The organism is Paenibacillus sp. 3LSP (assembly GCF_032465655.1).
Taxonomy (GTDB): domain Bacteria; phylum Bacillota; class Bacilli; order Paenibacillales; family Paenibacillaceae; genus Fontibacillus; species Fontibacillus barengoltzii.
Map to the genome: position 1 here is coordinate 49,527 of NZ_JAWDJI010000144.1, position 15,444 is coordinate 64,970.

At 53.4% G+C, this 15,444-nt stretch carries 12 protein-coding genes; 5 read left to right on the plus strand and 7 right to left on the minus strand.

Annotation, left to right across the window (positions count from 1 at the left end):
- The first annotated feature begins 427 nt into the window (after positions 1-427).
- Both RW092_RS11950 and RW092_RS11955 read left to right on the plus strand, forming a co-directional pair.
- Positions 428-784, plus strand: a complete 357-nt coding sequence (locus RW092_RS11950; RefSeq protein WP_316010297.1) for a PadR family transcriptional regulator — start codon at positions 428-430, stop codon at positions 782-784.
- On the plus strand, positions 762-1,781 hold the full coding sequence (locus RW092_RS11955) for an HAAS signaling domain-containing protein (RefSeq protein ID WP_316010298.1): 1,020 nt from the start codon (positions 762-764) through the stop codon (positions 1,779-1,781). The genes RW092_RS11950 and RW092_RS11955 overlap by 23 nt, the downstream gene beginning before the upstream one ends.
- A gap of 65 nt (positions 1,782-1,846) precedes the next feature.
- On the opposite strand, the gene RW092_RS11960 is transcribed toward RW092_RS11955, so the two are convergent.
- From RW092_RS11960 to RW092_RS11990, 7 genes are all read right to left on the minus strand, one after another.
- The gene (locus RW092_RS11960) at positions 1,847-3,214 is read right to left on the minus strand and encodes a sodium/glutamate symporter family protein (RefSeq protein WP_316010299.1); all 1,368 of its coding nucleotides are present in this window, start codon (positions 3,212-3,214) and stop codon (positions 1,847-1,849) included.
- 12 nt (positions 3,215-3,226) lie between these two features.
- Entirely contained in the window at positions 3,227-4,435 is a 1,209-nt protein-coding gene (locus tag RW092_RS11965; RefSeq protein WP_316010300.1) for a lysophospholipid acyltransferase family protein, read from the minus strand.
- 161 nt (positions 4,436-4,596) lie between these two features.
- Positions 4,597-5,232 (minus strand): hypothetical protein, encoded by a 636-nt coding sequence (locus tag RW092_RS11970; RefSeq protein ID WP_316010301.1) that lies wholly within the window; start codon positions 5,230-5,232, stop codon positions 4,597-4,599.
- 198 nt (positions 5,233-5,430) lie between these two features.
- On the minus strand, positions 5,431-6,834 hold the full coding sequence (locus tag RW092_RS11975) for an NAD-dependent malic enzyme (protein WP_028540378.1): 1,404 nt from the start codon (positions 6,832-6,834) through the stop codon (positions 5,431-5,433).
- 3 nt (positions 6,835-6,837) lie between these two features.
- The gene (locus RW092_RS11980; protein WP_316010302.1) at positions 6,838-8,106 is read right to left on the minus strand and encodes a Glu/Leu/Phe/Val family dehydrogenase; all 1,269 of its coding nucleotides are present in this window, start codon (positions 8,104-8,106) and stop codon (positions 6,838-6,840) included.
- A gap of 646 nt (positions 8,107-8,752) precedes the next feature.
- Positions 8,753-10,321: an L-glutamate gamma-semialdehyde dehydrogenase gene (gene pruA / locus RW092_RS11985; RefSeq protein WP_316010303.1), complete on the minus strand. Its 1,569-nt coding sequence runs from the start codon at positions 10,319-10,321 to the stop codon at positions 8,753-8,755.
- Between the two features lie 35 nt (positions 10,322-10,356).
- Entirely contained in the window at positions 10,357-11,271 is a 915-nt protein-coding gene (locus RW092_RS11990; protein WP_016314361.1) for a proline dehydrogenase family protein, read from the minus strand.
- Positions 11,272-11,500: 229 nt separating this feature from the next.
- Here RW092_RS11990 and RW092_RS11995 point away from each other — a divergent pair, with 229 nt between their 5' ends.
- The 3 genes from RW092_RS11995 to RW092_RS12005 form a co-directional block, all read left to right on the plus strand.
- Positions 11,501-13,339, plus strand: a complete 1,839-nt coding sequence (locus RW092_RS11995) for a sigma-54 interaction domain-containing protein (RefSeq protein ID WP_316010304.1) — start codon at positions 11,501-11,503, stop codon at positions 13,337-13,339.
- A gap of 109 nt (positions 13,340-13,448) precedes the next feature.
- Positions 13,449-14,078: a copper amine oxidase N-terminal domain-containing protein gene (locus RW092_RS12000; RefSeq protein ID WP_085278710.1), complete on the plus strand. Its 630-nt coding sequence runs from the start codon at positions 13,449-13,451 to the stop codon at positions 14,076-14,078.
- 111 nt (positions 14,079-14,189) lie between these two features.
- The coding region (locus RW092_RS12005; protein ID WP_316010305.1) for a hypothetical protein at positions 14,190-15,444 on the plus strand (1,255 nt) is incomplete at its 3' end.

A 15,444-nucleotide genomic window follows, 5' to 3' on the forward strand; every position in this document is an offset into this window, starting at 1 on the left:
TGAGAGGCGGGATTTTTTTGTCGCTTACGCGCCGTTCGTTAGGTACCTCTGCCAGCTTCTTTTGATGATTATCCCGTTGCATCAGGGAGTGCGTATCTCATGACCATTCACAGGATCGATGACGTGATTAGAGATCAGGTGCTGGCTCAGGCTCAGGCCAACCTCACCTCACCATACCTCACCTCCCTCATGCCCTTGATCTCACCTTCTTTTTGTCACTGAACGAAAGGGATAATTATGTAAAGAGGCTCGCAAAAGGACCGCTTGACGGCAATATGATCAGGAAATATTAGTTATCGCCTATTGCTTGGTGATAACTAATAGTGTATGATACATAGTATAAGATATATTGTATGACGCACAGTATGCGAAAAACAGTATAAGATTGCAGTAAATAAAAAACAGGATGAGACAACGAGGTGGAAGGATGAACGCCCTATTAAATTCCTTGATCACGGAGCTCCGTCGCGGAACGTTAACCTTGGCGGTGTTAAGCCAGTTGCGGACGCCGCAGTATGGGTATTCACTCGTTCAAAGGCTGGAGCAGTCCGGGATCGCCATTGATCAGAGCACGCTATATCCGCTGTTACGGCGGCTGGAGAAGCAGGAACTTGTGACAAGCAGCTGGGATACAACGGAGAGCCGACCGCGCCGTTACTACGTGCTGAGCGAGTTTGGTTTGGAGATTTTCAAGCAGCTGAAAGCGGAATGGGAGAAGACCTCCCAGGAGTTGTACACGTTGTTGAAGGGAGAGAACGATGATGAACGCGTCGGATCTGATTGAGGTTTACGTTTATGAAGTAACTCGTCGCCTGCCGGATAAGACCCGAGAGGACATCGCGCTGGAACTCCGCTCCACAATTGAGGATATGCTGCCGGAGGAACCCAGCGAGGCGGAAGTGAAGGAGGCGCTGACGCAATTGGGGGATCCGGCCGTATTGGCCGCGCAGTATCGCGATCAACCCGCATTTTTGATCGGGCCGCGCTTCTATGAGACTTATGTTCAGGTCTTGAAAATGATTGTCCCCATTGTGGTTGTAATTACTCTCTTGTCGCTGATTGCCAATCAAATCATTACGTATTCCGGTGATGTGGTTCCCGCTGAGGCTGCGGCTGTCCTGCTCAGCAAAGCGATAGGGACAGTGTTCAGCGCAGGGGTGCAGACCGTATTTTGGATTACCTTGGCGTTTGTCATTCTGGAGCGCACGGGAACTGGCAACGAACTGCCGCTGAACAGCAAGTTCAAGGCCTGGACGCCGGATGATTTGAAGGACACCCGGTATATCCCAGTGCAGAAAGTGATTAAGAAAAGTGAGGTTTTTGCCAGCCTCATGTGGACGGCGATTTGGGGGAGCGTGTATTTCAATGCAGATCGGTTAATTGGTGTATATGAGAAAGGTCGAAACGGCATAGAAATGACAACACCAATTTTTAATCAAGACGTGTTGCTGTCGTATTGGCCGTTTATCGCAGTAATTCTTGCGCTGGATGTGGCTCTGGCGATCTACAAATGGATCGTGGCCCAATGGAATGTGAAGATCGCGTTCCTGAACGCGGCCAACCACGTCCTTTCGTTGGTGGTATTCGGCACGGTCATCAGCAAGGGGGAGCTGTTGTCCCCCGGGTTTATCGCGAAGCTGGAGGATATTTTCGGATCGAGCGTATCCGGTTTTAACTCTGGCTGGATTATGGGGCTGCTGTTGTTCATCTACATGTTGTTCGCAGCTCTGGACAGTTATCTAGGGTTCCGCAAAGCGAACCTTCCCCATACGGCAAAATAAACACCATCCGAAAAAGCCCCGTTCTCTGGGTGAAAGAGAGCGGGGCCTATCATTTGGAAGCTCGCTTAAGCCGTTGCTTTTCGGGACCGGTACAGCAGCAAGCCCATGAGAATTGCGAAATACAAGAATAGGGCGCCAAAGGTGTACAGGTACATCACCGGTTGATTTTGCAGATACCCAACGATTGGGATGTTTAGGATCAACAGCAGCGGGAAACCGAACATGATTGCGGAGGCACTGCCCATAACTAAGTTGTCTGTCGTATTCGATTGGAATTTCGGATCGACGGCTTTGACCAGCGCAAGTCCGGTGGAAATCGTTCCGGTCAGCATCCCGTAGAAACCGAGGACGTTCGGCAACTTATCCTCCGGCAACACCCGCGGCACTAACCAAACCATAAACCATACCGTGACTAACCCGCCAACTGTCGTTAGGATGAGCACCGGCGTCAAGTATTGCTTCAGTGCGTAGATCGAGATCGCTGCAATTGAGGCGGCGATCATGTAATCAAAGGAAAATCCGGAGATCCGCTGCAGCAGGTAGTTGTTCGGAGAATGCTCCAACTGAAAGCCCGCTTGCTTCCAACGGTTGAGAATCCACCGGAACAACATCGCGTACAGGCTGCCGATGAGGAAGTGGAAGCCTATCAGCAATTGGGCCAGTGTTTCCCCATAGGTCCCGAGCGGAGTCAGCACCGTCTCTAGTCCACGTAACGTCAAGTAAGTCACCAGGTAAATAAAGCCGATCAGCGCGATTTGGTAGGTTAGCTTGTCGATCGCGTCACTGAGCGGAATCTCACCTTCTTCTGATTTTTCCATAACCTCAGTTCGTTCTTTGTGTGGCCGGGATGTCGTCTGTTTAAATTTCGGATGGCGGATCAGGATGTTCATCAGAATGATTCCGGGAATTACGGCCCAGATGAAACCAAACCCAGCGATGGTCAAACCAAGGTTGGCGCCGCCTTCCAGCCCCAAAGCCTCCCAACGGCTGCCGATCAAATAGGCTTGCCCTGGGCCTTGTCCATAGCCGAGAGGAAGCAGTAAACCGATACCTGGGAACATTCCGGGATAGAACAGCTCCGTTAGGATCAAGAGTAGACCAAATCCCACGAGCCCTTGGATCAGGTATGTCGATACGATAAGCATCCCGGATTTCATGACCGCCGGGCTGTTGGACACCTCCCGCTCCTTCAGGGAGAGGGCAATGAATCCGATCGCCATCAGATGGTAGACCAGTTGCCCCAGACGATCGAGATCGAATTTAAGCCATCCGAGCAGCTCCGGACCCACGATTAAGCCAAGGATGCCGGCTACCATGGAGGTGGGGACGATGATTTTGCGTAACAGCGGAATACGTGCCTTCAGGATGGCCGATACGACCATCAGCAAAGACAGCAGCGTAAAGTCAATCACGAAAGACCATGAATTATCCAAAGAGAGACCCTCCTAGTGCCGGGTGAAATGTTGTTCCAGCGCAGTAATAAATTTGAGCCATTTGTAAGCTGAAGTGCGTGGTTGGTAAAACAGGAACCGATACAGCTTATCTCCCACGTAAAACTCAAACTTGTGGTGAAGTTGGACGTTGATCCCTTCCAACTCGCCAAATGGGAAGGAATACGCCTGTCCGTGATCCCCTTGAAACGTAAGAGAATCTGCTTGATCCGCGTTCCAGTGCAATCGTCCTGTTCCCAGCGATTGAAAAGGCTTCTCTCCCTCCGAAACGTACATATGCACGGGATCCTGCATGACGGGTTCCCAGGAGGCGAGCTGTTCGGGTTCTTGCATGACTTGATTCAGCCGTTCCAGCTGCCAGCGATTCCAGTCCCGCGTTGTCGAGAAGCGCAGGGGATGGGTAAACGGGGCGAACTTGCCCTGTGGCGTGTAGCGAACGGTGTAGCCGCAGGCCGTGCAGCCGAACAAGTCCTGTTCGGAGCGGAGACGGCCTGGGACTTCACAGTGCGGGCAGATGAACAGCAAGCGCTCCAGGTAATGCGCCGGAGCTTTACCATAATAGGCTGCGCCAGTCTGGGATTGCCACTCTGCATCGTCATGCGCCAACGCCTCCGTCAGCAGGTGATGGATCTCATCCGGCGTATGGTTGGCCAATGCGGCGACGTCCCATTTTTTCTCGAAGGAGAGGTGAATGGGCCCCCTGCGAGGGTTCTCCGCCCAACGGGGAGAGGACAGGTGACCGCCGGAAATGGTGGCGATGACCACCGGGACATCCAGCAATTTCACGAGTTTGGCTGTAGAATAGAACAACGGCTCGGTCGTCCCGTCCCAGTTCCGGTTTCCTTCCGGGAAGAGGCCGATGACGCGTCCGCTCTGCTTGGCTTTGATCATGCTGCGGATGGTGCGCGTATCGTTTTTATTTTTCATTTTGGGAATCGCTCCGGTGTAATTCAGCAGCTTAGCCAGCCACGGGTTTCGGAACAGGGAAGCTCCGGTCACGAAGCTGATTGGCTCGTCCACGTAACAATTAATGTAGAACGGATCCCAGTTGGTTACATGGTTCGCCAAAATCAGATACGGCGGCTTCAAGCCCACGGTATCGTTGCGTACCACCTTGATCTGGGAGCGGCTTTGGAGAAATGCGCGTAGAGCGGACAATACAAGTCGCTGCGCGATTTTTCCCGGTTTCTTCTCTATGCTCACAGGGTCACATCCTGAAGATGAATTTCAAAAAACACATTAATATTGTTATATCATATTTTGGACAAATTCGGCGGCGGGAAGTTATTGGGTGAAAAAAAGAACGGCCGGGGAGGCCGTTCTAAAAATCAGAGGCTATGATAGGGCTTGCTAATTGGTGCTTGCTAATTGGTGAATGTAACTGGGAGATGCTCAACGATTTCCTCTGAACCACTCCACAACGAAAAATTAAGATATACATCACCGTGAAGGTCATCTTTCGGAGATATTACGATTCCTTGGCTGGTTGATCCATCCATCCAATCTACCGCATCCCCTGTCATGCTGATTACGACGTTTGCAACATGGCGACCAACCATATCAATCACATCAAAGCAATATTGTCCTTCCACATAATTACCGACGCGCAAGGTCTCTAAACCGTTAGTAATCTCAATCAGGCTATTAATATCTAAGAAGTTGTAATCAGACTCACCCTCAGGAGGCATGCTGGACAGAAGGAATCTGAGATCCGTAAGACTCTTGTCGATTGAGAACTGCGCATCAGATTTCAGGGATATCCCCCATTCAGCGGGTCCTTCGACAAGAGTGATTTTGCTTGATGGGCGTGACACATTTCCTGCAGCATCCACCGCAACAATCCAGTATTCATCGGGTTCAAGTCCAAACGTAGGAATCTCTACGTTGGAGTTGGGTGCAGTTGCATTTTTGACTTTATATTGTTCTGATGAGAGAAAGTCTAGTTGCGACTTCGTACTCGGTGTAACGTTGGACGGAATGAGGTAAAGCTTTCTCCTCATTTACATTCCCCTTTCATATAAAACCGAAAAATTTACCAAGATGCCTCGATATTTGTCTATAATTAATATATCTTAATTTCGGATTTGCGCAATCCAATTTGAGGCTATTTGATTTAGAAACATAAAAAAGCCCTTACTGCACAAGGCAAAAGGGCAAGAAAGGAAGTATAGCGAGATGGGGCATCCACTTGCGTGGTGTCAGCGGAAATCCGGTGGAATACGCCGGGACACGCCGGTGGCAATGGCCGCTTCGATGACGGCTTTGCGCACAAGCGGAACAACCTGATCATTAAAAATACTCGGGATGATATACTGCTCGTTTCGTTCCTCATCGGTAACGGCAGAGGCGATGGCTTGTGCTGCAGCCAGCTTCATCGCTTCGTTGACCACGCGGGCCCGGCAATCAAGCGCTCCTCGGAAGACGCCGGGGAACACCAGCACGTTGTTGATCTGGTTCGGATAATCGCTTCGACCGGTTGCGAAGACCGCTGCGTGAGCCAGCCCAACCTCTGGATCTACCTCCGGGTTCGGGTTGGCGAGGGCAAATACGATCGGCTGCTCGTTCATCGTCCGCAGATGCTCACCGGTCAGCAGATTCCCCGCAGAAACGCCGATAAACACGTCAGCACCAGGCAAGACCTCATGCAGCGAACCGGGCTGGCTTTCCACCTGCGGCTGCTCTGCGAGCCACTGCCACATCGGATAGCCGTATGTCCCCCCGCGGACAATCGCCCCCTCCTTGTCCACCGGCACAAGCTTCGTTACACCTGCAGCCAGCAGCATTTTGCATATGGAGACACCCGCGGCCCCCACGCCGCTTACCACGACCCGCACCTCGGACATCGATTTGCCAACGACCTTCAGCGCGTTGATTAACCCCGCGATCACGACCACCGCCGTTCCGTGCTGATCGTCATGGAAGACCGGAATGTCCAGTTCCTCCGCCAGCCGTTGTTCAATTTCGAAGCATCGAGGGGAGCTGATGTCCTCCAGATTGATCCCGCCAAAAATCGGACTGACGGCTTTAACGGTACGAATAATTTCTTCCGTATCGCTGGTATCCAGGCAGAGCGGAAAAGCATCGACCCCGGCCAGCTGTTTAAACAGCATCGCCTTGCCTTCCATCACCGGCGCCGCGGCATACGGGCCGATATCGCCAAGCCCCAACACGGCGGTTCCATCCGTGATGACCGCCACCGTGTTGCGTTTGATTGTCAGCGAAAACGCCTTGTTTCGACTTTCGTGGATCGCCGTGCAGATTTTGGCGACCCCTGGCGTATACACCTGCGACAGATCGTCGCGGTTACGAATCGGCATCGTTGGTTCGATGGCAATTTTGCCGCCGAGATGCATGAGAAACGTGCGATCGGAGACGTTGATCAGCCGGACCCCATGCAGCTTGCGCAGCGCTTTGACGAATGCCGTTTCGTCCTGGTCGCCCGTGTCGACGGTAATGTCGCGTATCGAAGATCCTTTGGCCGAGGAGATCACGTCGATCGACGTAATATCGCCTCCGGCACCACTCACCGCAGCGGCGACATCGCCGAAGCTGGCCTTCTTATGGTCGAGCTCCAATCGGATAATAATTAACGTACGTGCCATAACTTAAATCCACCCCCGCCATTTTACCGCCTCGGTCATTCGCTTCAGCCCTACGATATACGCGGCAAGACGCATGTTCACCCGGCGTGTCACCGAAGTCTGATAGACCTTGTGAAAAGCGTCCACCAACAGCTGCTCCAGCTTCGCGTTCACTTCCTCCAGCGGCCAGTAGTAACCCTGATTATTTTGGACCCACTCAAAATAGGATACGACCACGCCGCCTGCACTCGCTAGGACATCCGGCACAATCAAAACCCCGCGCTTGGATAAAATTTCCGTCGCAGCATACGTCGTTGGACCGTTGGCCGCCTCGACAATCAGCTTGGCCTGGATGTGCGGTGCATTTTCCTCGGTGAGCTGGTTTTCGATCGCTGCCGGCACGAGGATGTCGCATTCCTTCACCAGCAGTTCTTGATTTGTGATCCGGTTGGAGTAGAGGTGGGTCACCGCACCGAAAGAATCCCGTCGATCCAACAGCTCGAGGATATCAAGCCCGTTCGGATCGTACAGCGCGCCGCGCGCATCGGCAATACCAACGATGATAGCCCCGGCGTCGTGTAAGAACTTGGCCAGGTAACTACCGGCGTTGCCAAAGCCCTGGATGATGACTCGCGCGCCTTCCACCGCCATGCCGGCCATCTTAGCGGCCTCCTTCAGCACGATCGTGACGCCGAGGGCCGTCGACGATTCCCGCCCGTAGGAGCCGCCGAGCACCAGCGGTTTGCCAGTGATGAAGCTCGGCGAGTCGAATTCGCGGATTCGGCTGTACTCGTCCATCATCCAGGCCATCACCTGGGAGTTGGTGTACACGTCAGGCGCCGGGATATCCTTGGTCGGTCCGACCAACTGGCTGATTGCCCGCACATATCCGCGGCTTAAGGCTTCCAGCTCCCGCATCGACATCGTCCGCGGGTCGCAGGCGATTCCGCCTTTTCCGCCGCCGTAGGGCAGCGACACGATCCCGCATTTGATGCTCATCCACATCGACAAGGCCTTCACTTCCTCCGCCGTCACGTCGGGGTGGAATCGTACGCCGCCTTTGGTTGGCCCGACCGCGTCATTGTGCTGAGCGCGGTATCCGGTAAAGACCTGGACTGAGCCGTCGTCCATCTTCACCGGAATCCGCACGGTCAGCATCCGCAGCGGCTCCTTGAGCAGCTCAAACATCGCCGGCGGCTCATTCATCGTCTGCAGGGCCATGCGAATGACCTGTTGGGTGCTGGTCAAAACGTCCATATTTTCCGAAAGTGTTCGTTTCCCGTTCATAATCATGGGTTACCCTTCTTCCGTCCGTATTGGAGATAGATTTGAAGCCTGCTAAGCTCGTCGTCGTTAAAGCTCTAGGTTGCTTCAGCTGCTTTAACATTGCTTCGACAGCTCTAGTATTGCATTCGGAGACGCTAATGTTACTTCAGTAACTCTAATGTTGCTTTGGAGACACTCATGCTAGTTCGGTAACTCTAGGGCTGTTTTAGAAACTCTAATGTTACTTAAGTAACTTTAACGCCGCTTCAGTAGCTCTAATGTTGCGTCTGCAACTGGCTTCCCGCAGCTCTAACGCTTGTCACAAACCTTATTGCCGCCCAAATTGCTGTTCTGCGATTCTAACGCTTACCACGAATCTTATTGCTTCATATATCGGGTAAAAAAGGGTGTTTTCATCCAAATAGCGTGTCTCAGCGTCGTTAGAATTTGTGAGAAGCCAATTTTGCTACAATAGCGCTCTGTATCAGCGTTAGAGCAGGGAGCGCCGGCCTAGCGAACAACGAGCAAAAGAGTAAGCTAGCAAATGACGAAACGAGCAAAAAGAGCAGTAAAGCAAAAGGCAATAAGGCAAAAGAGCTAAAAGGCAAAAGAGCAACAGAGCAATAGAGCGCAGCGCACAAGATCAAGAAGTATCCTGGAAGCGATCGATCGCCTACAGCTTCCGGGAAGTCAGCTTGGCTTGGGTGAACAGCAGCAGGTAGTCGTAGCCGCCGGCTTTCGAGTCGGTTCCCGACATGTTAAAGCCGCCAAAAGGATGGGCCCCGACCAACGCTCCGGTACATTTGCGGTTCACGTACAGGTTGCCGCAGTGCATCGTTTCTAACGCTTCGCTGATGCGATCCTCATCCCGGGAAAAGAACGACCCCGTCAGCCCAAACTCGGTATTGTTGTACAACGCAATCGCTTCGCGCCAATCCTTCGCTTTGCCGATCGCCAGTACCGGCCCGAAGATTTCCTCCTGCATAATCCGGGCCTTCCCGTCCACGCCGGCGAACACGGTAGGTTGAATATAGTAACCGTTGCCTTCGGCTTTCCCTCCGCCGGTGAGAAGCTGCCCCTCTTGCTTCCCGATCTCGATGTAATCGAGGATTTTGCGGTAAGAAGTCTCGTCGATCACCGGTCCAACCGCTTTATTGTGCTCGGGGAGGCCAATTTCCAGCTGTTTCGTCAATGATACGACTTTCTCCACCACCTCGTCGTAGACGGACGCTACAATGAACGCACGGGAGCCGGCGGAGCATTTCTGTCCCTGGAACCCAAAAGCCGAGGTCACGATGGCCTGTGCGGCTGCATCCAGATCTGCCGTTTCATCCACGACGATGCCGTCCTTGCCGCCCATTTCGGCGACGACCCGCTTGATCCAGATTTGCCCGGGAGCCGTATCGGCTGCCAGCTTGCTGATGCGCAATCCGACCTCCTTCGAGCCGGTGAAGCTGATAAACCGGGTTTTCGGATGGGTAGTCAGATAATCGCCAACCTCGGAGCCGCTGCCGGGGATGAAGTTCAACACTCCGGCCGGCAAGCCAACCTCCTCCATCAGTGCAGCGAACTTATAGGCGATAACCGGTGTGTTGGAAGCGGGCTTGAGCAGTACGGTGTTGCCAGCCACAATCGCTGCTGAGGTCATGCCCACGCAAATCGCCAGCGGGAAGTTCCATGGCGGAATGATGACGCCTACGCCAAGCGGGATGTAGGTCAGCCGGTTTTGCTCTCCGGGGACCGGTGTCAGCGGCATCGTTTCGTTGATCTCGCTCAAGCGGATCATTTCCCGTGCGTAGAAATTCAGGAAGTCGATCGCCTCCGCGGTATCAGCGTCCGCTTCCGCGTAGTTCTTGCCGGATTCGAGCACCATCAGAGCAGAGAATTCATGCTTCCGTTCAGTCATGAGTTTGGCGGCCTTCAACAGATACTGTGCGCGTTCGTAGGGCGGTACCTTTTTCCACGATTCAAACGCCGTGAGGGCAGCCTGCATCGCTTTCTCAGCCAGCTCCTGATCGGCTTTGCTGACATGACCAATCGTTTCATTAAGATTGCCGGGGTTGATCGAGCGGATTTTGGCCTCCGTAAAAATCTTCTCGCCGCCGATCTGCAGTGGAATCTCCCGTCCCAGCTCTGACTTCACTTGGGCAATCGCGGCTTCCATGGCCTGGCGGGCCGGTTCCTGATTAAAGTCGGTAAACGGTTCGTTGCGGAATGATTCCAGTTTTGCCGTTGTGCTCATAGGGAGTGCTCCTTTATGAATAAGATTTTTGGTTATTACTTAAATAAGTTCTTTAAGACAAACCATACGTTGGCGGGACGTTCCGCGAGGCGGCGCATAAAGTAGCCAAACCAATCGCTGCCAAACGGGACGTACACGCGAACCTTGTAACCCTCGCGAACGAGCGCAAGCTGTAAATCTTCGCGAATGCCGTATAGCATTTGAAATTCGTAACGATCCGGTGGAATGGATAAATCCTGAATTAGTTTCTTCGCGTAGTCGATCATCTGGGAGTCATGGGTTGCTATGGCAGCATAACCGCCGTTCATCAGGTGGGTAGAAATGAGGCGTTTGAAATTATCGTCGACGTCCGACTTGGACGGGTATGCGACTTTCGGTGATTCCTTGTAGGCTCCCTTCACAAGGCGAAGGTTCGGCTTCAGGGCCTTCAAGTTCTCGATGTCGTCTATGGAGCGATACAAGTAAGCTTGGATGACGATGCCAACGTTGTCGATTTGTTCGCGCAGTTGCTTGTAGATCGAGATCGTTTTTTCACAATAGGTAAAATCCTCCATATCGATGCGCACAAACAACCCGTACAGACGGGCTCGGTTCAGGATCGTGGTCAGATTGCGCATGCAGAGTTCGTCGCTAATCCCCAGCCCCAGTGAAGTGAGCTTTAGCGAGAGATTGGCTTCGACTCCAGCTTCATTGATGGCATCCAGGGTCTTGAGGCACATCCGCATGGACAGCTCAGCTTCGGCTTCTGTGGACACAAACTCGCCGAGGTGATCGAGGGTGGCTACCCGACCCGTCGCATTTAATGCGCGTACAGCTTCAATTGCACCATCAATCGTTTCTCCGGCGACAAACCGGCTGGCACCAAAGCGCAATCCGTATCGGCGGGCCATTCGTCCCACGGATTGGCTTTTGGCGAAGGATTGAAACAGGGTGCGGAGCAACGCTTCCATAGGCATCCATCCTTTTCCATTTCTCATTGTACACAAAATATACAATATTTTAGATTTTTGAACAATATAAGTTGAAAAAATAAACAAAAAAATTTTAAATTAAAGCAAGAGTGTTCAATATTGAACATATTTATGCTGGATGAAAGTCTAATCTTTGCGATGGAATATTGAACCTCGCCTGTATTCGTGTTAGATTTACAAGTAAAATTTCATTACGTGTGAGGTAACTATGTTCAATCATGAACGGATATCCTTCCGGCGGGATTTGACCCGGGTGAAACCGGAAGAAAATATAAGGGCATTGGTTAAGGCGCTACAGGGTGGCCAGGCGGCGGCAGTCGAGTTCGACGGGGCTTGGTATCTGTTGACGCCGGATGGTGCCGAGCGGCTTGAAGCTTGGGGCGAAGGGAGCATCGGGGAAGGGCTGCGGCTTGACGGAACGAGGTTCGTCGTTGCGGTCGTGTTCCAGGAGTCGGAGCTGGCGCTTCCGGTCAGCGAACTGGCGACCCGCTGGTCCAGCGCAGATCCAAATGGGCGGCTGGCGTTGGTGGTTAATGATCGACAGGAGCCTGTTGGGTATCTACCGATGATCGACCTGCTCAAAATAGCAGCGGATCGGCAGCAGCGGGCGGAGGCGTATTTTGACGCCCTGCTGGAGACGGTCAGTGATGCGGTAACGGTTGTGGACCGGAACGGTACGGTAATCGGTTGGAACACGGTGGCGGAAGAAGTGTACGAGATCGCGAAAGCGGACATCGTGGGCCGTACGATCGGGGAGCATTTTGATCCAGACGCGCTGGTCGTGCTGGGGATCTTGGATGAGGGCCGGCGGCTGCGCGGGGCCTACCATCGTCCGCGGGAAGGCACGCATGTGCTGATCAATGCATCCCCGATCGTTGAGCCGGGTGGAGGGATCATTGGCGGCGTGGCGACCGAGCAGGATATCACGCACCTCGTGAAGCTGAATGATGAACTGACCGTAGCGACATCCCGTCTGTTAACCCAGCGGATTGGCGATGAGGATCCGTTTGCCTTAATCAGCGGACGCGGGGAGAGCATGGGCAAAGTAATTAAGCTGGCCAAAAAACTGGCCGAAACCGACTCCACTGTGCTCTTGATCGGGGAAACCGGAGCGGGCAAGGAGCAGTTGGCCAGAGTGATCCATCGCGCCGGCGCGCGGTCGGAGGGCCCGTTCTTGGCGTTGAGCTGCGGGGCCGTTCCGGCAGGCCTTGCGGAAGCGGAGCTGTTTGGTTATCAAGGCGGCGCTTTCTCGGGACAGCCGTCGGGTCAGGCCGGTCGGCTGGAGGCGGCGGACGGCGGCTCGATTTTTTTGAATGAGATTGAGTGTTTGCCGTTAGACGTACAGGAGAAGCTAGCTCATTACATCAAGCACCGAACGATCACGCGAATTGGGTCTTCGGAAGCCGTGCCGGTATCGGTGCGCATTTTCGCCGGCACCACCCAGGATCTGGGCCAACTCGTGCGGGAAGGCAAATTCCGGGCGGATTTGTACTACGCGCTGAACGTGGTATCGCTGAAGGTGCCGCCGCTGCGTGAGCGTCGCGAGGATCTGGGGCCGTTGGTGCAAATGTATTTGCGTGTTTATTCGTTGCAGTATCAGAAGCCGCTGCCGACCGTTTCGCCGGAGGTGATGCTGGCGTTTGCGAATTACGACTGGCCGGGAAACGTTAGCGAACTGCGGGCGGTGATCGAGCGGTGTGTAATTTTAAGCGAAAATGAGCAAATCACGCTGGAGCACTTGCCGGAGGCGTTGCAGCAGCGGCAAGCTCAGCTGGAGTTCGCGGCGGCGGATTCTGCGGCGGGTAAAGCGGTTGGAGGCGGATCCGTTGCCGGTTCTGAGTTCGGGCGGGGAACAAGGCTGTCCTCTGTGGAGCAGGCCGATCGGCTGGACAAAATGCTGCGTCCACGCATCACCCCCGAAGAAGAAATGGAGTTGATGAAGGAAGCGCTGGAGCGGACGGCGGGGAACAAGAGCAATGCCGCCAAGCTGCTGGGCATTTCCCGGGGTACGCTTTATAAAAAGATTCGGGATTATAATTTGGTATAATCCATTTTTAAGAACAGGCGGGGCCTTTGTGTTTATCACAAAGGCCCTGTTGCACTATATACCCGGTAATATTACCTGGTAATATTCTACTAAATGGGGGATTGGATCAATGAAAAAGAAATTGCTGCTCAGTTCTTTTTTACTGATGTTTGTCTTGTCTAGTACTGTGGCTAGTGCCCATCCAGGTCGAACGGATGCGAAAGGTGGCCACACGTGTCGGACCAATTGCGCCAAATGGGGATTAGAACAAGGCGAATATCACTACCATAATGGGGGAAGCTCTTCTTCTAGTTCTAGTAAGAAATCCTCTTCTTCATCTTCCAAAAGTTCTACCAAACCATCAACCAAAGGTTCTTCTGCTCCAAAATCGACAGAGCCAACCTATAAGAAATCTAAACTGACTGTATTCATTAATGGGGAGAAAGCAAGTTTCGATAGTGGTTTAATCATTTATCAAAATACAAACCTGGTTCCTCTCCGCGAAATTGCAGATTTACTAGGTGCAACCTTTAGTTATGATGCCAAAAGTGGTGTCATTATTGTAAGTAAAAATTCGAATACGGTCACATTTACAATAGGAAGCAAGAAAGTGCACTACAACGGGGAAGCTGAAACGATGAATGTGGCGCCCCTGGTCGTCAAAGGAGTTACTTATGTACCATTACAAAGCCTCGTTAAAGGGCTTGGGGCGAGCTTGAAATCGGATGATTCGAATAAACTGAGTATCACAATAAAGTAAAATGTAAAGTAGCATGAATCGCCTGCTCTGAACCTCGACATGGGCCGAACCCTTGCTTGGGCTCCTGCATAGCATATAGCACACTTGCAGGAAGAGGGGCGTGACTCCATGATAGGCATAGAGTTGTCGGCGATTCACTATGTGTATCTAGCGTTCATCGTCTTCATCATGGCGTTGTTGATCAAGCGGCGCGATACGACGATGATTTGTGTGGCGGGGATTTTTACGCTGGGGTTGCTTGCGACGCAAACGCTCAGCGGCTCGGTTTCGGGTATTTTTCATTCGTTTATTTATGCAACCAAAGAGCTAATGGGGACGATTATGATCATCTCGATCATCGTGGCGATGAGTCGGGTGCTGATCCGCACGGGCATCAACGAAACGATGGTCTCTCCCTTGACGCGGTTTATTCGCACACCAACGATGGCATATTGGGGCATCGGGATTATTATGATGGTAACCTCGATGTTCTTCTGGCCCTCACCTGCGGTGGCGCTGATCGGCGCTGTTTTGTTGCCCGTGGCGGTCCGCGTGGGACTGCCGGCGCTTGGGGCGGCGGTGGCGATGAACTTGTTTGGGCACGGCATCGCTTTGTCCGGCGACTATATCATTCAGGGAGCGCCAAAGCTGACGGCGGATGCCGCGGGCTTGCCCGTCTCCAGCGTCATGTCGGCCAGCGTGCCGCTGGTTCTCGTCATGGGTCTGGTGAGCACGGTGACTGCTTTTTGGCTGATGCGCCGTGATCAGCGGAACGGCACGTGGCGCGACGGCTTGGTCGCCGGAAAAGACGCGGGAGGCGTGCTTAGTGAGGATCGTCCGACGAGCAAAGAGGCTCGCGCAGCCATATCCCCTCAGGCCAAAAAATGGCTGGCCCTCCTGATCCCGCTGCTGTTTGCTGCCGACGTTGTCGCTATGTTCCTGCTAAATCTGCAGGGCGGCGATGCGACGGCTCTGGTTGGCGGTACAGCGGTGCTGATCCTGATTGGCGTGACGCTGCTGGCGCACCGGAACCGGGGCCTGGAGAAGATCACCTCGTATTTGATCGAAGGGTTGACCTTTGGCTTTAAGGTGTTTGGCCCCGTGATCCCGATCGCCGCCTTCTTCTATCTAGGCGACGCGGCGTTTCAGGAGCTGTTCGGGCAGGTGCTGCCCGAAACATCGCACGGGATCGTGAACGACCTCGGTGTAGCGCTGGCCGACGTCGTTCCGCTGAACGGCATCATCGGCGCCGTGACCCTTGCCGTGACCGGAGCGATCACCGGCCTGGACGGCTCCGGCTTCTCGGGCATATCGCTGGCCGGCTCGATCGCCCAGCTCTTTGGCACCGCCATCGGCTCCGGCACGGCCGTGTTGACGGCGCTCTATG